Genomic DNA, 21485 nt, shown 5'->3' with positions numbered 1-21485 from the left:
CGGTCCCCTATATCAGGCGTAACGCAACCGCCAGGGCAACCCTGCAATAATGGGGATCGCGACTTGCACGATCGGCAAGGTGCCTTATATTTTTTGGCAGATTGCCGGAGGCAAGTCATGGTCGCGTCGAATGCAGTGGTTGAGGAAGTTGCGCGCAAGCTCGGTGGACTGACCGTGCTTGGAACGGACGTGCGCTCGCAGGCCGATCTGGCCTTGGCGGTCCGGCGGCGGCTTCCGCTGTCCGCCTTGAAAGGTCTTTCGGCGGCTGGTCTCAGCGAGCAGGAGATCGAGCGTTTCGTCATCCCGCAGCGCACGCGCAGGCACCGCGCCGAAAAGAACCAGCCGTTGACGGTCGAGGAATCCGATCGCGCCGTCCGGCTGGTGCGCATCCAGTCGCTCGCGGAAGAGACGTTCGCCGATGCCGGCAAGGCGAACCGCTGGCTGCGTAAGGAATTGGTCGAACTGGGCGGCGAAGCGCCGCTGACGGTGGCGCAGACCGAGGCCGGCGCGCGCGTCATCGAAACCATCCTCGGGAAGATCGCCTGGGGTGCCGCCGCCTGATGCGACTGTGGCGGCTTTCGACCTTGCAATTCGCGCAAGCGTTCGACGGCGGCTACGGCCTGCGCTTCGACGGACGATGGAATACGGTCGGACGTCCGGTGACCTACGCTGCCACCTCGCCATCGCTTTGCGTGCTGGAAAAGCTCGTTCACGTTGAAGACCTGACACTTCTGCCGCTGCTGGCGATGGTGGCATATGATGTGCCGGACGATGTTCCGTCCGCGCGCCGCACTCTGGATAGTCTTCCGCAAGATTGGCGACGGAGAGAAGCGGAAACGCAGCGCATAGGCGACGAATGGCTGGCCGGGCTGGAGGCTGCAATTCTGTTCGTTCCTTCGGCGATTGTTCCTATCGCCGACAGCCCGGACCAGAACCTGATCATCAACCACCGCCACCCGGCAGCGACGGCGATCACGATAGAGAGGATCGAGTCATTCGAATTGGACGCCCGCCTGCTTTGACAAGGCCGGCGTCAAACTTGACGCTCTCTGCGGGGAACTCTAGGACGGGGCCACCTTTTCCAGCCCGCCGACGAGGCTCCGTTGTCCACCGCTTTGCCCGACCACATGCATCCCAGCCGCTCGTTCCAGGGGCTGATTCTCACGCTGCACAATTACTGGGCGGCCTATGGCTGCGTGGTTTTGCAGCCCTACGACATGGAGGTCGGCGCCGGCACCTTCCACCCCGCGACGACGCTGCGCGCGCTTGGGCCGAAGCGCTGGAACGCGGCCTATGTGCAGCCCTCGCGCCGGCCCAAGGACGGTCGCTACGGCGAGAACCCGAACCGGCTCCAGCACTATTACCAGTACCAGGTAATCCTGAAGCCCAACCCGCCGAACCTCCAGGAACTGTATCTCGGCTCGCTGGAAGCGATCGGCGTCGATCCGCTGCTGCACGACATCCGTTTTGTCGAGGACGACTGGGAAAGCCCGACGCTCGGCGCCTGGGGGCTCGGCTGGGAATGCTGGTGCGACGGCATGGAGGTCTCGCAATTCACCTATTTCCAGCAGGTCTGCGGCATCGAATGCGCGCCGGTCTCGGGCGAGTTGACCTACGGGCTGGAGCGGCTGGCCATGTATGTGCAGGGCGTCGACAACGTCTACGACCTGAACTTCAATGGCCGCGAAGGCGACGAAAAAGTCACCTATGGCGACGTTTTCCTCCAGGCCGAGCAGGAATATTCGCGCCACAATTTCGAGCACGCCGATACCGCCATGCTGCTGCGCCATTTCGACGACGCGGAAAAGGAGTGCCAGGCGCTGCTGAAGGCCGGCGCGCCGACCCTCCCCCTTGAGGGGGGAGGTCGCGCCGAAGGCGCGGGTGGGGGTGACGACGCTTCACCCCACCCCGGCGCTGACGCGCCGACCCTCTCCCTCGAGGGGAGGGTAAACAGGCACCGCATGGTGCTTCCCGCCTACGACCAGGCGATCAAGGCCAGCCACGTCTTCAACCTGCTCGACGCGCGTGGCGTGATCTCCGTCACCGAGCGCCAGAGTTATATCCTGCGCGTGCGCAACCTGGCCAAAGCCTGCGGCGAGGCGTTTCTGCTGACCGAGGCAGGCGGGGCTTCTTACCTCCCCCTGGAGGGGGGAGGTCGCCGCGAAGCGGCGGGTGGGGGTGTGGGCGCCTCGGCCTGATGTCCAAGCTCGACCGCTTCAAGCGACAGGCGGCGCGCGGGAAACGGGCGGAGACCGACGCCGAGCAGGCGTTGTGGAACAATCTCTACCGCATACCCTTGGAAGGTACTCATTTCCGCAGGCAGGTTGCGATAGGGCCTTATCGGGCCGATTTCGGTTCCCTGCGACTGAAGTTGCTGATCGAAGTCGATGGCTTAATTCATGACAAGCCGGCGCGGACCGAACGAGACCTTCGAAGGAGCGACTGGTTGGAGAATGAGGGATATCGCGTTATCCGCTTCTCCAACCACGATGTCATGACCGACATGAATTCCGTGCTGCGCGCGATTGATCTGGCGATCGAAAGTCAGAAACGCGCGCTAGGCGCCGAAACTATGAGACACCCCACCCCGGCGCTGACGCGCCGACCCTCCCCATCGAGGGGAGGGTAAGGAGCCCGCAATGCCCGACCTTCTGCTTGAACTTCGCTCGGAAGAGATCCCCGCCCGCATGCAACGCAAGGCGGCGGGCGATCTGCGCAAGATGGTGACCGACGGTCTGGTCGAGGCCGGCCTGACCTACGAGGCGGCGCGCGAATACTGGACGCCGCGCCGCCTGACGCTGGACGTGCGCGGCCTCACCGCAAAGTCGAAGGACGTGCGCGAGGAGCGCAAAGGCCCAAGCACAAAAGCGCCCGAACAGGCGGTCCAGGGTTTTCTGCGCTCGGCGGGGCTTTCCGACATCTCGCAGGCCGAGATTCAGTCCGATCCGAAGAAGGGCGATTTTTACGTCGCCCGCATCGTCAAGCCGGGCCGGGCGGCGGAGGAGATCATCGCCGCGCTGATGCCCGAGGTGATCAAGACGTTTCCGTGGCCGAAATCCATGCGCTGGGGGCCGGCCTCCGGGCCGAAAGGATTTCGCTACGGCAAGACCGAAGGGCGCGGCGGCGAAGCGCTGCGCTGGGTGCGGCCCTTGCAATCTATCGTCTGCACTTTTGGGCCGGAGACCGAGGAACCCGTCGTGGTCGATTTCGAGGTCGACGGCATCCGCTCCGGCAACACCACCTGGGGCCATCGTTTTCACGCGCCCGGCGCGATCACCGTGCGCCGTTTCGACGACTACGCCGCAAAACTGGAAGCGGCCAAGGTGATCGTCGACGCCGGGCGGCGCAAGGAGATCATCCTCGCCGATGCCAAAAATCTCGCCTTCGCCAACGGCCTCGACCTGGTCGAGGACGACGGCCTGCTTGAGGAGGTGTCGGGGTTGGTCGAATGGCCGGTCGTGCTGATGGGTGCATTCGAGGAAGCCTTCCTCGACATTCCGGCGGAAGTCATCCGGCTGACGATCCGGGCCAACCAGAAGTGCTTTGTCTGCGCCCCCACCTCCCCCTTGTGGGGAGGTCGCGCCGAAGGCGCGGGTGGGGGTGAACCTATCGCCGGTGTCCAGCGCGGCCACCCCACCCCGGACCTCCGGTCCGACCCTCCCCCTCAAGGGGAGGGTAGAAGCGGCGCACTCTCCAACCATTTCATCCTCACCGCCAACATCGAGGCGAAGGACGGCGGGGAGGAGATCGCGCACGGCAACGGCAAGGTCGTCCGCGCGCGGCTGTCCGACGCCCTGTATTTCTGGAAGACCGACCAGGCCGACCTGCCCGACCTCGATCGGCTGGAGGCCTCGGCGGAAAAATTCGGACTGAAGCGGGATTCTTCCGGAAAACTCCTGCCGCTCGACCAGCGCATGGCGCGCCTCGACCATCTTGGCGTGACCTTCCACGCAAAGCTCGGCACGCAAGGCGAGCGCGTCGTGCGCATTGCAAGACTGGCAGAAGAACTTGCGCCGGTGGTGGCGCAGGCTTTCTCCCCCCTTGAGGGGGAGATGGGCGGCAGCCCAGAGGGGGTAACCTCAGAAGGCACCGCCAATAAGTCGAGCACTGCCGAGGCGACCCCACCCGGCCCTTCGGGCCACCCTCCCCTCAAGGGGGAGGGAACCGCGGCACTTGCCCGCCGCGCCGCCGTCCTCGCCAAGGCCGACCTGCAAACCGAAGTCGTCGGCGAATTCCCTGAACTCCAGGGCGCGATGGGCCGCAAATATGCTCTGCTGCAAGGCGAGCACCCCTCCGTCGCCGCCGCGATCGAGGATCATTACAAGCCGCAAGGCCCGTCCGACCGGGTGCCAACCGACCCGGTGTCGATTGCCGTGGCACTCGCCGACAAGCTCGACACGCTGGTCGGTTTCTGGGCGATCGACGAGAAGCCGACGGGTAGCAAGGATCCCTATGCGCTGAGGAGATCGGCGCTGGGCGTGACCAGGATCGTGGTGGAGAATGGGGTGCGGTTGGGTTTGGGCCAGCTTGTTCGTCAGGCATACCGTTCGATATTTGCCCAAATGGCCGGTCGCCCGCCTAGAATTCAACTGGAAAATTTTAATCCTAAAGAATTCAATCTTCCCTACCCGCTCATTAATCTTGGAGTGCCCGTATCTCTAGTGCTGGCCGCATTGTTTGCAGAGGACATTAACACAATCATCGATGACGATAGATTCTTTACTGAGGAGGCAAAGAGCTACCCGATAGAACCTGACACTGAACGCGAAATTTCCAAGCGCATTAGAAGAGTTGGCTCCATTCGCGAAGTTCAGCGGCTCAAGGATGTCCGCTCCGACCTCCTCGCCTTCTTCCACGACCGCCTGAAAGTATACCTCCGCGACAAGGGCGCGCGGCATGACCTGATTGATGCGGTGCTGGCGAGCGGCGGAAGTGGGCGAATCTCCCCCCTTGTGGGGGAGATGTCCGGCAGGACAGAGGGGGGCGCTGTCCCGCAATCTTCTCAGCCTTACGACGTCGAAAGTGGGCACTCTACGGTGCCCCCCTCTGCCCTGCCGGGCATCTCCCCCACAAGGGGGGAGATCGGCCAATCGGCGAACGACGATCTGCTCACCATCGTCCGCCGCGTCGAGGCTCTCGGCACCTTCCTCGACACCGAGGACGGAAAAAACCTTCTGGCCGGCACGAAACGCGCCGCCAACATTCTGGCCGCCGAGGAGAAGAAGGGCACGGTCATTGCCGCCGCCGTCGAGCCGGCCCTGTTCCGGGAAGACGCCGAAAAAAACCTGTTTACCGCGATCAATCGGGCTGAGAGGCAAGCCGTCGAAGCGATTCAAAACGAAGACTTTTCCGCCGCCATGCGGGCGCTCGCCGCGCTGCGCGCTCCGGTGGACACCTTCTTCGACAAGGTGCTGGTGAACGACGAGGACGTGGCGGTGCGTGCCAACCGCCTGGCGCTGCTTTCGCGCATCCGCGCCGCGACCGGGCAGGTGGCGGATTTTTCGAAAATTGCTGGTTAAGGGAGTAGGGGAATAGGGGAGTAAGGGAATAGGGAAAGAATTCGGTTGCAGGCGAGCGCGGGGTAAAAATATTCTTCCTACTCCCCTACACCCCTACTCATCCACCACCCATTTCTGCTCCGCTGGCTCCTGCGTCGGCGTCTCCGCCTGCTTGCGCATTTCGCGCTTGCGCTCGCGCGCGCTCTTCTTGCCCGCCGGCAGGGTGACCGGCGCGGCGCTGGCGGCGGAGGCGTCGCCCTCCATGCCGCCGCGGATGACGATAGGTTCATGCCCTGCAGCGTCGTCGCCGATCGCCGCCACCTTCTCGCCCGTCACCGGCGGCTCGGCGCCCTGCATGGCGAGCACCGAGGGGCTGACCAGCCTCATGGTCGCGGGAGCGCCGCTTCGTGCGGGCGCGGCGACGACCGGCAGGGCGATCGTATCGTCGGCCTCGGCCGGTCGTGCGTAGACGATGTCCGGGGTAGCCGGGTCAAGGCTGAGGACGGAGGGCAATTCACCGCCCGCCGGCGGCGCCACATGCTTGATGGATGACGCCTGCGCTGCGGCAGCCGTCGCCACGATCGCCAAAGTCGCTAGTCCCAGCCGCACGGCCAGCCTCCACAAAACCAAGGTTGACATTGCACCGCGCGAAGTCGATGCAGGCTCGGCCACACAATGGCATCGAGGCGTTGAGGAATAGCGCAGTCGGGCGGCGGACGCCGGGTTTCCCGGCGTTTTTTGGCGGAAGGGTTAATGTTTGGTGGCTGAGGTCAAACCGGCCGCGAAGGCGCTTGAAGACGCGCTGGCGCTGCTTGCCGCCGGCGAAGTGGTCGCGCTGCCCACCGAGACCGTCTACGGGCTGGCGGGCGACGCCACCAATGGCGAGGCGGTCGCGCGCATCTTCGAGGCCAAGGGCCGGCCGCGCTTCAACCCGCTGATCGCCCATGTGTCGAGCCTCGCCATGGCAGAAGACATCGCCCATATCGACCCGCTGTCGGCCAGGCTGGCCGAAAAATTCTGGCCGGGCCCGCTGACGCTGGTGCTGCCGCTGCGCGAGAGCGCCGGCATCCATCCGCTGGTCACCGCCGGGCTGGACACGATCGCGCTGCGCATGCCGCGCGGTTTTGCCTCCGGCCTGATCGAACGGCTTGGCCGGCCGCTCGCCGCCCCCAGCGCCAACCGCTCGGGGCGCGTCAGCGCCACCACGGCGGCGGCGGTTGCCGAGGATCTGGGCGACCGCATCCGCCTGGTGGTCGATGGCGGCCCGACGCCGGTCGGCGTCGAATCCACGATTTTGAAGGTCGAGGACGGGCGGCTGCGCCTGCTGCGGCCGGGCGGCGTCACCGCCGAAGAGATCGAGGCCGCGATCGGCGTGGCGGTCGAGCGCAGGGACAATGCGGCAATCGAGGCGCCGGGCATGATGCTGTCGCATTATGCGCCCGGCGCGGCGGTGCGCCTCGGCGTGTCGTCGCTGCAGCCCGGCGAGGCGCTGCTGGCCTTCGGGCCCCGCCGCGCCGCAGGATGGGAGCGGGCGGTGGCGACAAAAAACCTGTCCGGGCGCGGCGACCTGCGCGAGGCCGCCGCCAATCTGTTTTCCTTCCTGAAGGACCTTGACCGCCACGGCGCAAAAACCATCGCCGTCGAGCCCATCCCCTTCGACGGACTGGGAGAGGCCATCAACGACCGGTTGAAACGCGCCGCTGCGCCGCGCGGCGAGCACAGGGACTGACGAGATGCCCGACGATGCCGCCTTCGCCGCCGTGCTCGACCGGTTCGTAAAAATCGTCGGCGAAAACCATGCCTTGCGCGCCGAGGCCGACATCGCTCCCTACGTCACCGAGCGGCGCGGGCTTTTTCCCGGCCTGTCGCCGCTGGTGCTGCGCCCCGGTCGCGTCGAGGAGGTCAGTCGCATCCTGAAACTCGCCACCGAAACCGGCACGCCCATCGTGCCGCAGGGCGGCAATACCGGCCTGGTCGGCGGCGGCATGCCGGACCGCAGCGGCGGCCAGGTCATGCTGTCGCTGTCGCGGCTAAACCGCATCCGCGAGATCGATCCGCTCTCCAACACCATCACCGCCGAGGCCGGCGTCATCCTGCAGACGCTGCACGACGCGGCGGAACGGGCGGAGCGCATTTTCCCGCTGTCGCTCGCCTCGCAGGGCTCCTGCGAGATCGGCGGCAATCTTTCCACCAATGCCGGCGGCACGGCGGTGCTGGCCTATGGCAATGCGCGCGAACTCTGCCTCGGCGTCGAGGTGGTGCTGCCCACCGGCGAGGTGTTCGACGATCTGCGCAAGCTGAAGAAGGACAATACCGGCTACGACCTCAAAAACCTGTTCGTCGGCGCAGAAGGCACGCTCGGCGTCATCACGGCGGCCGTCCTAAAACTGTTTCCAAAACCACGCGGGCGCGAGGTGGCGATCGCCGGCCTGCGCTCGCCCCAGGCGGCGCTGGAGCTTTTCGGCCGGGCGAGCGAGCGCGCCGGCGCGGGGCTGACGGCATTCGAGTTGATCGGCCGGCGACCGGTCGAGTTCGTGCTGAAGCATCTGCCGGGCTCCATCGACCCGATGGCCGAGCCCTGGCCCTGGTATGTGCTGATGGAAATTTCGTCAGGCCGTTCGGCCGACGACGCACGCTCCACCATCGAGGAGATACTGGAGGAGGGCATCGAGAAGGAACTGGTCGGCGACGCGGTTGTGGCCGAAAGCCTCGCCCAGCAGGCCGCGTTCTGGAGGCTGCGCGAGGATATTTCGGACTCGCAGAAGCCGGAAGGCGGCTCGATCAAGCACGACATCTCGATCCCCGTGGCTTCGGTTCCGGTGTTCATCGAGCGCGCCGCGCCGGCGGTGGAGCGGGTCTGCGCGGGCGCCAGAATCGTCTGCTTCGGCCACATGGGTGACGGCAACCTGCACTACAACGTATCGCAGCCGGCTGGCGGCGACACGGCGTCCTTCATGGCGCTCTACCGGGCGATGAACGCGGCCGTGCACGGCATCGTGCGCGACCTCGGCGGCTCGATCTCGGCCGAGCACGGCATCGGCCAGTTGAAGCGCGACGAGCTGGCGGCGACCGCGCCGCCCGTCGGGCTGGAGCTGATGCGGCGGGTCAAGGCCGCCTTCGACCCGGCCGGCATCATGAACCCCGGCAAGGTCATTTGAACCTTCCGCAACGCGGCTTTACCTGACCGGCGGCACCGGGATCGGCCCGGTCGGAGGGACGGGCGACGGCGCCGGATCGGGCGCGGGGTCGGGGTCCGGAAACGGGCGGGGCGGCATCGAGCGCATGGCAAATCCTCCTCTGCGCCACAACGTCTTGCGCGGGGGCGGGTTCCGCCCCGGGCTTAACCTTCGGTACAGACTAGTATTCGCTTCGTTACACCCGGTTGCATTCCGCTAACCATCGAAAAGATCAGCAAAATTTAACCGAATTCCTTAAGCGGGCAGGTAAACCCGCCGCGCTATTGTCGCTCCCATAAAGAACCCGGGCAAACCGGGACAGGGAGACCGGAACACCGGCTCTCGGGAGTAACAGGAGACGGCAATCGATGAGCACCGGGCTGAAGCCAGTCTGGGCGGGACGCAACATGCGCCTCGACCCTTCCCGCCTGCCGCAGGTGGTGAGTTATGCGACACGCGACGACTTCGGCGATGTCACCTTCACGATCGACCATCGCGGCGCGGTGCTGCGCCGGATCCTCGACAGGAGCGGCCTTCCGGTGACGGTCGCCCTGCCGGCGCGCGCTTTCCGCGGGGTGGCGGCGCGCGCCATCGAGGACGACCGCGGCAACGTCACCGTGACCCTTGAACTGATGCACAACGACCCGATGCTGTCGGTGCCGTTGCTGGTGGCCGACGACCTGGACGACGTCGCCGCCGACTGGCGCTCGTGGTCGGAAGCCTACGGCCTGCCCATGCTGCTGGTCGAGGCCGACGGCGTGGCGCGTTCGCTGGAGGATTCGCTCGGCAAGGCCATCCGGCCGATGCCGCCGCAGACCCGCCGCCAGGGCCGCGCGACCAACCAGCGCCGCCCGCGCTTCCTCATGCGCCGCCGCACCGGCAATCTGGGCCTGCGGCTGGTGGTCGAGGGCGAAGAGATCATCGCCCCGTTCTGAACGGACGAGACCAGCGGACAATGTACAATTCCGGGAGCCCGCCGGTTGCGGCCGCGCGGGCATCGCAATTGCGTGAAGCCCGCGAAGGCAAAACGACCCGTCGCGACGTGAAAACGCCGCGAAAGGCTGGTCTCGCCGCACTTTTGGGGCTTCGCGTGAAGCCCGTTGCGCGATTTTCGCGGCGGGTGCGTGCCAACCCCATGAAATGGCTGAATCTTCCGGACTTCACGGAATGCAGAAGCGTCGCCTGCGGATGTCCATCGGCACGCCGCGCCGGCAGCCGCAATGCCGCCGTCCACAGCCTCGCGCATTCCGTTAAGTAATTGAATAGTCGCGATAATTCAATACGGTGCCACCGCCGGTTTGAGCGCGATCCACACCCCGCCGCCGATCAGGCCGAGGAAGATCAGCAAGCCGACGATGTTGTTCGACTTGAACAGCGCCAGGCACTGGGTGGGATCGTTTATGTCGAGCACTTTTACCTGCCGCGCCATGTGCGCGCCGGCGGCGACCAGCCCGGCCAATGCAGGCAGCGGCGCTTCGGCCGCGGCGAAGGCCAGCGCAAAACAGGCCAGTGCCCCGGCATAGAGGCCGGTCAGCCAAGCCTTTGTATTGTCTCCGAAAAGCCGCGCGGTGGAGCGCACGCCGACCAGCGCGTCGTCCTCCTTGTCCTGGTGGGCGTAGATCGTGTCGTAGCCGATCACCCACATTATCGAGCCGATGTAGAGCATGACCGCTGGGCCGTCCAGGTCGCCGAACTCGGCCGCCCAGCCCATCAGCGCGCCCCAGGAAAACGCAAGCCCCAGAACGAGTTGCGGCCAGTCGGTGATTCTTTTCATGAACGGGTAGGCGACCACCACCACCAGTGAGCAGAGCCCGACCAGGACGGCGAAACCGTCGAACTGCAGCAGCACGGCTAGTCCGACAAGCGCCTGTATTACGAGGAAAATCCACGCCTGCTTGCGGCTGACCTGGCCGGACGGCAGCGGCCTTGAGCGCGTGCGCTCGACCTTGGCGTCGATGTCCTCGTCTGCGATATCGTTGTAGGTGCAGCCGGCGCCGCGCATGGCGATCGCCCCGGCCAGGAACAGCAACAGCACCCAGGGCGACGGCAGCAGGCTCAAGAGCGTGTCGCCCGGCCGCGCATAGGCGCTGGCCGCGAGTGCGGCCGACCACCAGCACGGCCAGAGCAGCAACTGCCAGCCGATCGGCCGGTCCCAGCGCGCCAGTTGCGCGTAGGGCCAAAGCCCGCGCGGCAGCAGCCGGTAGACCCAATGGCGGCTCGGCGCATCGGCGACCCGGCCCTGGCCGGAACGGGACTGGATGGTTTCCATGCTTTTCCTCAAGCTCCCGTGTCCCGCGCCGCCAGGCCCCTTTCGGCGCGTCGGTGCGCCTTCCAGAACCGGCGTTTGACCCGGCGCAGGTGTTTCCACCATTCCGGCGAGGGCACGAGGTGCCCCTTCCTGACATGCGCCATGGCCTATCCTCGCTTCGATTTCATAGTGACGGTCGGCATGTAGCACAATTTGACGCCTTGCCGCGCCCATCCCGAGGCGTTAGCGGGTTCCGACGAACGGAAATCGGGAACCTCGCGCATGAACGTTCTTTTGATAGGCTCCGGCGGCCGCGAGCATGCGCTGGCGTGGAAGCTCGCCGCCTCGCCGATGCTGACGAGACTTTATGCAGCGCCGGGCAATCCAGGCATCGCGAAAGAAGCCGAGATCGTGCCGCTCGACATTGGCGACCACGCCGCGGTTGCCGCCTTCAGCAAGGACAAGGCCATTGATCTCGTCGTCGTCGGGCCGGAAGCGCCGCTGGTCGTCGGGCTCGCCGACGACCTGCGCGCCGCTGGCATCCGTGTCTTCGGCCCGTCGCAAGCGGCGGCGCGGCTGGAGGGCTCGAAAGGCTTCACCAAGGATCTGTGCGCGCGGAAAAACATCCCGACCGCTGCGTACGGCCGCTTCACCGACGCCGCGCAAGCAGCCGCCTATGTGCGAAAACAGGGCGCGCCCATCGTCGTCAAGGCCGACGGGCTCGCCGCCGGCAAGGGTGTGACGGTGGCGATGACGGTCGAGGAGGCTCTTGAAGCGGTGGCCGCCTGCTTTGACGGCAGTTTTGGCGCCGCGGGCGCCGAGGTCGTCGTCGAGGAGTTTTTGACCGGCGAGGAAGCAAGCTTTTTCTGCCTTTGCGACGGCGTGACCGCCCTGCCGTTCGGCACGGCGCAGGATCACAAGCGCGTCGGCGAGGGCGACACCGGGCCGAACACCGGCGGCATGGGCGCCTATTCGCCGGCGCCGGTGATGACGCCGGAAATGATTGAGCGCACCATGCGCGAGATCGTCGAGCCGACCATGCGCGGCATGGCCGAACTCGGCGCGCCGTTTTCCGGCGTGCTGTTCGCCGGCCTGATGATCACCGCCGAGGGGCCGAAGCTGATCGAATACAATGTCCGTTTCGGTGATCCGGAATGCCAGGTGCTGATGATGCGGCTGAAGGACGATCTGCTCGTCCTTTTGTCCGCAGCGGCGGACGGCCAGCTTTCGCACATGTCGGCCCGCTGGCGCGACGACGCCGCCCTGACGGTGGTGATGGCGGCGAATGGCTATCCCGGCATGCCGGAGCGCGGCAGCGCGATTTCCGGACTGGACCGTGTGCCGGAAGGCGTCGAGATATTTCACGCGGGCACCGCCGAGAAGGATGGGAAACTCGTCGCCAACGGCGGCCGCGTGCTCAACGTCACCGCGACCGGCAAGACAGTCACCGAGGCGCAGGCGCGCGCCTATGCCGGCGTAGACGCGATCGACTGGCCGCAAGGATTTTGCCGCCGCGACATCGGTTTTCGCGCCGTCGAGCGGGAGAAGGGGGCGTGAGCGTCACTCGCTTGGCGCACTACCGCCCGAACTCCAACGGGCTCGCCGCCGGCGCTGACGGCAACGTCCCCTCGGCCTCGCGCCGCTTGAAATGCGTCAGCGAGCATGCCGGCGAGCACAATATGCCGCGGTCCGACCAGTAGGCCGCGCCGTTCTCGACATCGCCATGGTAATAGCTGAAGCCGGGCATGTTGTAAGGCAGACCGCATTCGATGCAGCGGCGGGTCTCGGGTCTGGCAAGCATTTTTCGCGGCCTCGTTGGACAATCGGCGTGAGGTCTTCTTAGCGCGGAATGTCGATCCTGCCGAGACACCATAATTGACGTGTACGTCAAGAGAACCTATCGGAAGGCGCGGGAGCGCACAGTGCATCCCGCAAGGAGGAACCGCCCATGTACCGTGCGCCGGTCGAGGAAATCGCATTCACCCTGAAGCACGTTGCCGGCCTGAAGGCGGCGCTCGAAACAGGCGCTTTGGGCGACCTTACAGAAGATCTCACCGACGCCGTGCTGACCGAAGCCGGCCGTTTCGCGACGGATGAGGTCGCGCCGCTGCGCACCGTCGGCGACCGCCAGGGCGCGGTGCTGGAAGGCTCTTCGGTGCGCATGCCCGATGGCTGGAAGAATCTTTACCGCCGTTGGATCGACGGCGGGTGGAACGCGCTGTCGGGACCGGCCGAGTTCGGCGGGCAGGGGCTGCCGGCGATGCTGGCGGTCGCGGCGATCGAGATGTGGAATTCCGGCTCGCTGGCCTTCGGCATCGGCCCGACGCTCACCATGGGCGCCGTCGAGGCGCTGCACAAGCATGCCTCGGCCGAGTTGCAGGCCAAATACCTGGAAAAGCTGGTGTCGGGCGAGTGGATGGGGACGATGAACCTCACCGAGCCGCAGGCCGGCTCGGACCTTGCCGCCCTGCGCGCCCGCGGCGAGCGCGCCGGCGACGGCACCTACCGCATCTTCGGCCAGAAGATCTTCATCACCTATGGCGAGCACGATTTCACCGACAACATCGTGCACCTCGTGCTGGCGCGGCTGCCCGACGCGCCGGCCGGCACGCGCGGCATCTCGCTGTTTCTGGTGCCGAAGTTTTTGGTGAACGGGGACGGGTCGCTGGGCGCGCGCAACGACGTGTTCTGTTCCTCGATCGAACACAAGCTCGGCATCCACGGTTCGCCGACCTGCACCATGATCTTCGGCGACGGTTTCGTCGAGGGACAGCCGGCGGGCGCTATCGGTTGGCTGGTCGGCGAGGAGAACAAGGGCCTCGCCTGCATGTTCACCATGATGAACAACGCCCGCCTCGCCGTCGGCATGCAGGGCGTCGCCATCGCCGAGGCCGCGTTCCAGAAGGCGCTGGCCTATGCCAACGAACGCCGGCAGGGCAAGGCGCCATCCTACCAGGGCGAGGGCATGGCGCCGATCGTCCACCATCCCGACGTGCAGCGCAATCTCTTGACCATGCAGGCGCTTACCCGCGTCGCCCGCGCCATCAGCTATTCCTGCGCCCATGCCATCGACATGGCGCGGGCCGGCGGCGACAAGATCGCCTTCTGGCAGGAGCGCGCCAATCTGCTGACGCCGGTGGCGAAGGCGTTTTCCACCGACATCGGGGTCGATGTCGCCTCGATCGGCGTGCAGGTGCATGGCGGCATGGGTTTCATCGAAGAGACGGGTGCGGCGGCGCTGCTGCGCGACGCCCGCATCGCGCCGATTTATGAAGGCACCAACGGCATCCAGGCCATCGACCTGGTGACGCGAAAGCTGCCGCAGTCCGGCGGCGAGCATGTGCAAGCCTACATTGCCGAGTTGCGCGAGGATGTCGAAGCGCTGCGAAAATCCAATCTGTCCGGGCTGGGCCGCAGCGCCGAAAAACTCGACGCGGCCATCGACGCCCTCGCCGATGCGACGGAAGCCCTGCTTGCAATGCAGACGGACGGCCGCGCGCAGTCGGCGCTGGCCGGCGCGACGCCCTACCTGAGACTGTTCGCGCTGGCCTCGGGCGGTACCTTCCTGGCCCGCGCGGCGGTCGCTTCCGCCGCGCCCGAGCGCGTCGCGCTCTGCCGTTTCTTCGCGGAAAACCTGGCGGACGAGACCGGCGCGCTGCGCGAGCGCACAGTCGACGGCGGCGACAGTCTCGCGGCCGCCGCAGAAGCGCTTTTCGCCTGAGTCGGAGGAAATTTTGATGAGCGACCATATCCTGATCGAGCGGCGCGGCGCGGTGCAGATCATCCGCATGAACCGGCCCGACAAGAAGAACGCCATCACCCGCGCCATGTACGCGGCCATGGCGGCGGCATTGGCCGCGGGCGACGCCGATCCGGCGGTGCGGGTCCATGTCTTCCTCGGCGTGCCCGGCGCGTTCTCGGCCGGCAACGACCTCGCCGACTTCATGGCGGTGGCGATGGGCGGCGAGGGCGGCACGGAGGTCTGGGATTTCCTGCTCGCCCTGGCACAGGTGCAAAAACCGATGGTTTCCGGCGTCGATGGCATCGCCGTCGGCATCGGCGCGACGCTGAACCTGCATTGCGACATTACGATTGCAACGGCCCGCACCGCCTTTCATACGCCCTTCGTCGACCTTGGGCTGGTGCCGGAAGCCGCGTCCAGCCTGCTTGCGCCGGAACTGCTCGGCCACCAGCGCGCCTTCGCCCTGCTTGGGCTGGGCGAACCGCTGCCTGCCGAACGCGCGCTCGCCGCGGGGCTGATCCACGCGGTCGTGCCGGAGGATCGGCTCGAGGCCGAGACGCTCGGCATGGCGGAAAAGATCGCCGCAAAGCCGCCGGAGGCGCTGAAGATCGCGCGCGACCTGATGCGCGGGCCGCGCGACGCGGTCGTCGCCCGCATCCGCGAGGAGGGCGAGCATTTTCGCGCCCGGCTGAAATCGGACGAGGCGCGCAACGCCTTCGCCGCTTTCCTGTCGCGCAAGAAGCCGGCCTGACCGCCGTATTCCCTGGGGTAGGTGCACAGGCTTCGCGCGAAATGCCGAACTGTCGGACAACCGTTGAATGACGCTGCGTCAACGCCTACCTTGGTAGGGGCTGTGCGGAGTGTCGGATGGGGCGTTGTCGATGCCGGTAGAGGGAAAAGAGGCGATGGAGACCGCCAACCGCAAGCTGACCACCGTCTTTTCCGCAGACGTGCAGGGCTTTTCGCGGCTGATGGAGGCCGACGAGGAAGGCACCTTCGCGACCCTGAAAACCTATCGCGACGCCATGGCGCGGCTTATCGCCTCGCATGGCGGCCGCGTGGTCAACACCTGGGGCGACGGCGTCATCGCCGAGTTCGCGAGCGTGGTCGCGGCGGTCAGGGCGGCGGTCGATGTCCAGAACGAACTCGCCACCCACAATGCCGAGCGTCCCGACGGCGCGCGCATGTTCTTCCGCATAGGCATCAATCTCGGCGACGTCATCGTCGACGGCAGCGACATCTACGGCGACGGCGTCAACATCGCCGCGCGCCTGCAGGCCGAGGCAAAACCCGGCGGCATCCTGATCTCCAACACCGTCTACGACCAGGTGCGCAACAAGATGCCGGTCGGCTTCGAATTCCTCGGCAACCTGTCGGTCAAGAACATCGACGAGGCGATCCCGAGCTATGCCGTGCGCATCGGTGAACCGGCCGCCGCGCAGGCGGCGAACTGGGGCCGGCAGGCGGCCGAAGATGCGGCGCGGCCGATGGCCGCCATGGCAGAGCCTGTTCGCGGGTCGGGATTGAGCGTGCTGGGGTTTCACCTCGACCGCAAGCAGGCAACGCTGGTGCTGATCGGCGCCGCGTTGGTCGCGATCAACCTTATCGCCTCGCCGCAGGTGTTCTGGGCGCGCTGGCCGCTTCTGGTCTTCGCGTTGATCGCCGGCCTCGACTGGGCCCGCCGCACCACGCGTTTCGGCCGCACCCATGCCGTCCTGCTTGTCATGGGCCTGTTCATCACCGGCATAAACCTTGCGTCGTGGGAGGGCGAGTTCTGGGCGATCTGGCCGCTGCTGGCTTTCGCCATCGCCGCCGCCGCGCGCTGGCTGATGCGCAGAAGCGCATAGCCCCTCCGGGACCGGATCGACCGCCGCGCCGCCCCACGAACGGGCGGCGCTTTCACGGATAGAGCCGGGTCTTCGCCCATCCCTCGCCGTCGCGGGAAAAAACCACCCGGTCGTGCAGTCGGAACGGCCGGTCGTGCCAGAATTCGATCGATGCCGGCAAGATGCGGAACCCCGACCAGTATTTCGGACGGGGTATGTTCCCGATCGCATACTTTGCCGTGTATTCGGCCACCGCCTTTTCCAGCGCGAAGCGGCCTTCCAGCGGCCGCGACTGTTTTGACGCCCACGCGCCGATGCGGCTGCCGCGCGGGCGGGTGGCGTAATACTCGTCGGCTTCCGCATCGGTCACGATCTCGACCGGGCCGCGAACGCGGACCTGCCGGCGCAGCGACTTCCAGTGGAAACACATCGCCGCCTTCATGCTGCCAAGGATCTCGCGGCCCTTGGCGCTCTCGAAATTGGTGTAGAAGACGAAGCCACGCTCATCAAAACCCTTCAGCAGCACCATGCGCACATCCGGCATGCCGTCGGCGTCGACGGTGGCCAGCGCCACGCCGTTGGGGTCGTTGACCTCGCTCTTGGTCGCGTCCTCCAGCCATTCGGCGAACAGCCGGAACGGTTCGGTGCTTTCGGTGAAGTCACCGCTTCTTAACTGGTCCTGGCTCATTGTGCGCCTCCATTCCATGCCGGCAGGGAGATTGCCGATTGTTGAGAGGCGTGCAAGCCTCAGTCGTCATCTCTTCGTGTCCGGCGCATGGCGCCGGCTGGCTTGCGGCCATCGTTGCCGGTCTGTTGCTCGCTGGCTGCGGGGCGGGCGGTTTCAGCCTGTCCAAGGCCGAGACCGATCCGACGATTCTCACCGGCTCGGTCGGCGATGCCGCTCCCGTTGCCGGAACCGGCGAGCAGATTTCCGACGAGGCGACGATCCGCAACGCGGTGTCCTCGGCCGATCTCGAATCGCTGCAGGGCGCGCCGCTGCCCTGGGCCAATGCCGACACCGGCTCGCGCGGGGCGATCTCCAGCCTGGTCGAGGAGAAGGCGGCGGGCGTGCTCTGCCGGCGCTTCACAACGTCGCGCGAAAGTTTCGACGGCGTCGCGCTCTATGACGGCCAGGCCTGCATGGTGGCGCCGGGCGTCTGGCGCATGGAGCGGTTCGGCGCGCCCTGACGGCCGGGGCCATTCCATCTGGTCTCTTCTTTTGTCGCGCCCTCTGGAATTTGTTCCTAGTGCGGCGCATATAAGGGGCGAACATCGACCCCATGCCGCGGACAGTCAAGAATGCGCGATCCCTACGAGGTGCTGGGCGTTGCGAAAACCGCGACGGCCAAGGACATAAAGTCGGCTTATCGGAAGCTGGCCAAGAAATACCATCCGGATCAGAATCCCGACGATCCGAAGGCCAAGGAGCGTTTCAACGCAGCGACCCAGGCCTACGACATCGTCGGCGACGAGAAGAATCGCGCGGCCTACGACCGCGGCGAGATCGACGCCGAAGGCAAGCCGAAGTTCCAGGGATTTGAAGGACACGCCGGCGGAGATCCGTTCGCGGGCTTCCGGCGCGGTGGCCAGCAGGGACCGGGCGGCTCGCGTTTCGAGTTCCGTACTGGCGGCGGCGACGCCGCCGACATCTTCAGCGAGATTTTCGGCCAGGGCGGTTTTCCGGGCGGCGGACAGGGTTTTCCCGGCGGTGGCCGCGCCGGCATGCGCCAGCCCCCGGCCGGCGAGGATTTGAACGCCGCGCTCGACGTCAGCGTCGAGGAGATCGCCACGGCTGCCAAGGTGAGCGCCATCTTCCCCGACGGCCGCAAGCTGGCGGTGAAGATGCCGGCCTATGTCGAGGAGGGGCAGACGATCCGGCTCAAGGGCCAGGGCGCGCAGGGGCCGGGTGGCGCCGGCGACGCGCTGGTCAAGATCCATATCCGAAAACACCCGCGTTACCGCATCGAAGGCCGCGACCTGCATGTCGACCAGCCCGTGCCGCTGGAGGACGCTGTGCTGGGCGAGAAGGTCGCGGTGGAGACGCCGACCGGCAAGGTCGCTGTAACCGTGCCGCCCTGGTCGAGTTCGGACAAGGTGCTGCGGCTGAAGGGCAGGGGGCTGCCGGTCAAGACCGGCGGCCACGCCGATCTCTATGTGCACCTGCGCGTCATGCTTCCCGAAACGCCGGATCCCGAACTGGAGGCTTTTGCGCGCAAGCGCCGGAGCTGACCCGGCGAGTTCGAGCTTCGGTCAGGTCTGGTGGGCAGGGCGAAGCTCAGGTCCTCATCGTTGAGGAGGCCTGCACAATGGCGGCCTCCTCCATCTGCCGGATCGTCTCGCCGAATCGACGAAGCGCTTGCCTTACGGGCACGTGCCGGCTCTCGATATCCAGCAAAATCATCGTCTCGCTGCCAAGGAACGCCGCGCTGACGAGGCTGGCCACTTCGGCTGGAGAAAACTGGCCAAGGCTGCCGAAACGCTCGGCCGCTTCCTCGGCCAAGCCCGCCAGCAACTCGAACCAGCCGCGCAGGTCGCGGCGCACCGCCTTGGCGATTTCCGGGCTCGACCAGCTTGCCGCGATCATCTCGTGCAGGACACGGACGTAGCCGGACGCAAGATCCTCGTCCAGAAAATCGCAGGCGCGCTCCCAACGTCGCCACAGCGGCATCTGCGCAGCGAAGGCCGCAGCCTGGCGCTTCAGCAGCCGCTCGTTCAGATAGTCGAGCAGGGACAGGATCAGGCGTTCCTTCGAACCGAAATGATAGTGGATCTGGCTGAGCGCAACGCCGGCTTCCTCGGCGACGCGGCGCGTCGACAGTTCCGCATAACCGTCCCGCCGCAGGCAAGTCTCCGCCGCCGCCAGCAGGTCGGCGCGGGTGTCCCGTCTTGCCCTGGACACAGGCTCGGCGGGGGATTCGCGCGGATCGTCTTTCATGCGGTGTCACCGTTGCGCGGTCGGACACGCTGTCGGCGGGTCATGACATCTCCTGTCGACGACTCGAGATTTGCCACCATAGCCAGAGCATTTCCCATCGACCATGTGTCCATTCTGGTCCTCGTTCGGCGAGGCGATCCACGAGGGTTGGGATGAAGCAAGCACCTCGCCCGAGCGCGAGGCGCACTTTTCCATCGGCGCACCGCCAGTCGAGCCGTTGCCCCGCTCTTCGGCCCACAGGTCCGTCAAACAATCGACAAAGTTGACTCTTCCACATGGATGTGGTTTTTAACACAAATCGGTCGATCGACCGAAATCCATATGTTGGAGAAGACAATGGCTGGCGTGTTTACCCTCGTCTACGGCGTTGCTGCGTACTTCATCTTTCTGGGTTCGTTCCTCTACGCGATCGGTTTCGTCGGCAATCTGGTCGTGCCGAAGTCGATCGATTCCGGCGCTGTGGGAAGTCCAATCGAGTCGCTGATCGTCAACGTGCTGCTGCTCAGTCTCTTCGCCGCACAACACAGCATCATGGCGCGGCCGGCGTTCAAGCGGTGGTGGACGCGGCTTGTGCCGGAGGCGGCGGAACGCAGCACCTATGTGCTGCTGGCCAGCCTCGTCCTGCTGCTGCTTTACTGGCAATGGCGACCGATGCCGGAACCGGTCTGGACGGTCGAGGACCCGTTCTGGGTCACGGTCATCAGCGGCGTGTTCTGGCTGGGCTGGGCAATTCTGCTGGTCAGCACCTTTCTGATCAACCATTTCGAACTGTTCGGGTTGCGACAGGTTTTTGCCGGCCTGCGCAGGAAGGAGTTGCCGGCTCCGGTTTTCAGGACGCCGCTTTTCTACAGATGGGTCCGGCACCCGCTCTATGTCGGCTTTCTGCTCGCGTTCTGGGCGACGCCGTCGATGACACGGGGCCATCTTCTGTTCTCGGTCGCCACCACCAGCTACATCCTGCTCGGCATCTTCCTCGAGGAGCGGGATCTCCTCGCCCTGTTCGGCGATCAGTATCGCGCCTATCGCAAACAGGTGGGGATGCTCATCCCCTGGCGCAGAGCAGCCTGATTCCAAACGACCCGGACACGATACGATCCTTCACCAGATGCTTGGGATCGCCTCGGTGTCCGTCGCAGCCGGCCCGGGCTGTCGAGGAGAAAGAGATGAACAAGTCCGCTGAATTCGACACGTGGAGCATCGGACAGAACTACGACTTCTATATGGGTCGCTGGAGCCGGCAGATCGCCGACAATTTTCTCGATTGGCTGGCGCCGCCGCGCCATGCAGCCTGGCTCGACCTGGGCTGCGGCACAGGCGCGCTAACGACCGCGATCCTCGCCCGATGCGCGCCGCGATCGATACTGTCGGTCGACCCGTCGGAAGGTTTTTTGGCGCATGCGCGCGCGGTGGTCCGCGACGAGCGCGTCCGCTTCGAGAAGGCGAGCGCGCAGGATCTCCCCGCCGGCGACGCGAGCTTCGATGTTGCCGCCTCGGCGCTGGTCCTGAATTTCGTACCTGACATGCAGGCGGCATTGGCAGAGATGCGCCGGGTCTTGAAGCCGGGTGGGTTGCTGGCTTTCTACGTCTGGGACTATCCCGGCGGAGGGATGGGTTTCATCGACGCTTTCTGGAAAGCGGCGGCCGCGGTCGACGAAAGTGCCGGCGCGCTGGACGAGGGCAGGCGTTTTCCTTTCTGCACCCCCGACGGGCTAGCGGGGATATGTCAAGCGGCGGGTCTGGTTTCACCGGTCATTGATTCGCTGGAGATCGAGACGGTGTTCCCCGATTTCGAGGCGTTCTGGCTGCCGTTCACGCTGGGCGCCGGACCGGCGCCGGGCTATTGCACCAGCCAGCCGCCGGAGCGGCAAGCCGCGCTGAAGCAACAACTGGCGCAAATGCTCGGAACGGATCGTCCCATTAGCCTGGTTGCACGGGCATGGGCGGTAAAGGCGCGCTGGCCCGAATGACAGCCTGAAGACGCGAATTCCTCGGCGATAAGCAGCCGGTGGCTAAATCGAACCCGCCATTCCTCCGCGCTTGATGCGGCGTTTTGCCTGTGC

The 21485-nt window shown here is 65.8% G+C and carries 21 protein-coding genes; 16 read left to right on the top strand and 5 right to left on the bottom strand.

From position 1 onward, the window contains the following. The first annotated feature begins 117 nt into the window (after positions 1-117). The 5 genes from RB623_RS18360 (at position 118) to RB623_RS18340 (ending at position 5519) form a co-directional block, all read left to right on the top strand. Positions 118-561 (top strand): antitoxin Xre-like helix-turn-helix domain-containing protein, encoded by a 444-nt coding sequence (locus RB623_RS18360; protein WP_308058359.1) that lies wholly within the window; start codon positions 118-120, stop codon positions 559-561. After that, positions 561-1022: an RES family NAD+ phosphorylase gene (locus RB623_RS18355; protein ID WP_308058358.1), complete on the top strand. Its 462-nt coding sequence runs from the start codon at positions 561-563 to the stop codon at positions 1020-1022. The genes RB623_RS18360 and RB623_RS18355 overlap by 1 nt, the downstream gene beginning before the upstream one ends. Positions 1023-1127: 105 nt before the next feature. Further along, a complete protein-coding gene (locus RB623_RS18350) occupies positions 1128-2198 on the top strand; it encodes a glycine--tRNA ligase subunit alpha (RefSeq protein ID WP_374121704.1) in 1071 nt (356 codons plus the stop codon). Further along, positions 2198-2629 (top strand): endonuclease domain-containing protein, encoded by a 432-nt coding sequence (locus RB623_RS18345; RefSeq protein WP_308058356.1) that lies wholly within the window; start codon positions 2198-2200, stop codon positions 2627-2629. Before RB623_RS18350 ends, RB623_RS18345 begins: the two co-directional genes overlap by 1 nt. 10 nt (positions 2630-2639) lie before the next feature. Then, positions 2640-5519 carry a glycine--tRNA ligase subunit beta gene (locus RB623_RS18340; RefSeq protein WP_308058355.1) on the top strand — a complete coding sequence of 960 codons (2880 nt, stop codon included), beginning with the start codon at positions 2640-2642 and terminating at the stop codon, positions 5517-5519. 93 nt (positions 5520-5612) lie between these two features. Here RB623_RS18340 and RB623_RS18335 read toward each other — a convergent pair whose 3' ends face one another. Continuing rightward, the gene (locus tag RB623_RS18335; protein ID WP_308058354.1) at positions 5613-6107 is read right to left on the bottom strand and encodes a hypothetical protein; all 495 of its coding nucleotides are present in this window, start codon (positions 6105-6107) and stop codon (positions 5613-5615) included. A gap of 151 nt (positions 6108-6258) precedes the next feature. On the opposite strand from RB623_RS18335, the gene RB623_RS18330 reads away from it, so the two are divergent. The 3 genes from RB623_RS18330 to RB623_RS18320 all read left to right on the top strand — a co-directional run bounded on the left by RB623_RS18330 (position 6259) and on the right by RB623_RS18320 (position 9609). Beyond that, on the top strand, positions 6259-7227 hold the full coding sequence (locus tag RB623_RS18330) for an L-threonylcarbamoyladenylate synthase (protein WP_308058353.1): 969 nt from the start codon (positions 6259-6261) through the stop codon (positions 7225-7227). A gap of 4 nt (positions 7228-7231) precedes the next feature. Continuing rightward, on the top strand, positions 7232-8656 hold the full coding sequence (locus RB623_RS18325; RefSeq protein ID WP_308058352.1) for an FAD-binding oxidoreductase: 1425 nt from the start codon (positions 7232-7234) through the stop codon (positions 8654-8656). A 386-nt stretch (positions 8657-9042) separates the two neighbouring features. Next, entirely contained in the window at positions 9043-9609 is a 567-nt protein-coding gene (locus RB623_RS18320; protein ID WP_308058351.1) for a DUF6101 family protein, read from the top strand. 341 nt (positions 9610-9950) lie between these two features. On the opposite strand, the gene ubiA is transcribed toward RB623_RS18320, so the two are convergent. Further along, positions 9951-10943, bottom strand: coding sequence for a 4-hydroxybenzoate octaprenyltransferase (ubiA, locus tag RB623_RS18315; protein WP_308058350.1), 993 nt, complete (start codon positions 10941-10943; stop codon positions 9951-9953). A gap of 261 nt (positions 10944-11204) precedes the next feature. Here ubiA and purD point away from each other — a divergent pair, with 261 nt between their 5' ends. Next, positions 11205-12479 carry a phosphoribosylamine--glycine ligase gene (gene purD / locus RB623_RS18310; protein ID WP_308058349.1) on the top strand — a complete coding sequence of 425 codons (1275 nt, stop codon included), beginning with the start codon at positions 11205-11207 and terminating at the stop codon, positions 12477-12479. 19 nt (positions 12480-12498) lie between these two features. Here purD and RB623_RS18305 read toward each other — a convergent pair whose 3' ends face one another. Next, entirely contained in the window at positions 12499-12723 is a 225-nt protein-coding gene (locus RB623_RS18305; RefSeq protein WP_308058348.1) for a hypothetical protein, read from the bottom strand. 147 nt (positions 12724-12870) lie between these two features. Between RB623_RS18305 and RB623_RS18300 the strand changes: the two genes are divergently transcribed. From RB623_RS18300 to RB623_RS18290, 3 genes are all read left to right on the top strand, one after another. Further along, complete coding sequence (locus RB623_RS18300) at positions 12871-14643, top strand: acyl-CoA dehydrogenase (protein ID WP_308058347.1); 1773 nt, start codon at positions 12871-12873, stop codon at positions 14641-14643. Positions 14644-14659: 16 nt separating this feature from the next. Continuing rightward, positions 14660-15415, top strand: coding sequence for a crotonase/enoyl-CoA hydratase family protein (locus RB623_RS18295; RefSeq protein ID WP_308058346.1), 756 nt, complete (start codon positions 14660-14662; stop codon positions 15413-15415). Between the two features lie 154 nt (positions 15416-15569). Continuing rightward, positions 15570-16511, top strand: a complete 942-nt coding sequence (locus RB623_RS18290; protein WP_308058345.1) for an adenylate/guanylate cyclase domain-containing protein — start codon at positions 15570-15572, stop codon at positions 16509-16511. A gap of 52 nt (positions 16512-16563) precedes the next feature. Here the strand turns inward: RB623_RS18290 and pdxH are convergent, their stop codons facing one another. Then, positions 16564-17178: a pyridoxamine 5'-phosphate oxidase gene (pdxH, locus tag RB623_RS18285; protein WP_308058343.1), complete on the bottom strand. Its 615-nt coding sequence runs from the start codon at positions 17176-17178 to the stop codon at positions 16564-16566. A gap of 50 nt (positions 17179-17228) precedes the next feature. On the opposite strand from pdxH, the gene RB623_RS18280 reads away from it, so the two are divergent. After that, positions 17229-17678 (top strand): RT0821/Lpp0805 family surface protein, encoded by a 450-nt coding sequence (locus RB623_RS18280; RefSeq protein WP_308058342.1) that lies wholly within the window; start codon positions 17229-17231, stop codon positions 17676-17678. A 111-nt stretch (positions 17679-17789) separates the two neighbouring features. Next, positions 17790-18719 carry a DnaJ C-terminal domain-containing protein gene (locus tag RB623_RS18275; RefSeq protein WP_308058341.1) on the top strand — a complete coding sequence of 310 codons (930 nt, stop codon included), beginning with the start codon at positions 17790-17792 and terminating at the stop codon, positions 18717-18719. A gap of 46 nt (positions 18720-18765) precedes the next feature. Here RB623_RS18275 and RB623_RS18270 read toward each other — a convergent pair whose 3' ends face one another. Further along, positions 18766-19425: a TetR/AcrR family transcriptional regulator gene (locus RB623_RS18270; protein ID WP_308058340.1), complete on the bottom strand. Its 660-nt coding sequence runs from the start codon at positions 19423-19425 to the stop codon at positions 18766-18768. Between the two features lie 336 nt (positions 19426-19761). Here RB623_RS18270 and mddA point away from each other — a divergent pair, with 336 nt between their 5' ends. Continuing rightward, entirely contained in the window at positions 19762-20493 is a 732-nt protein-coding gene (mddA, locus tag RB623_RS18265) for a methanethiol S-methyltransferase (RefSeq protein WP_308058339.1), read from the top strand. A gap of 95 nt (positions 20494-20588) precedes the next feature. Beyond that, the gene (locus RB623_RS18260) at positions 20589-21392 is read left to right on the top strand and encodes a class I SAM-dependent methyltransferase (RefSeq protein ID WP_308058338.1); all 804 of its coding nucleotides are present in this window, start codon (positions 20589-20591) and stop codon (positions 21390-21392) included. The last annotated feature ends 93 nt before the right edge of the window (positions 21393-21485 follow it).

It is taken from the genome of Mesorhizobium sp. LHD-90 (assembly GCF_030929505.1).
Lineage (GTDB): Bacteria > Pseudomonadota > Alphaproteobacteria > Rhizobiales > Rhizobiaceae > Kumtagia.
Note: the sequence above shows the minus strand (reverse complement) of the source record. Positions and strands in the feature narration are given on the sequence as shown.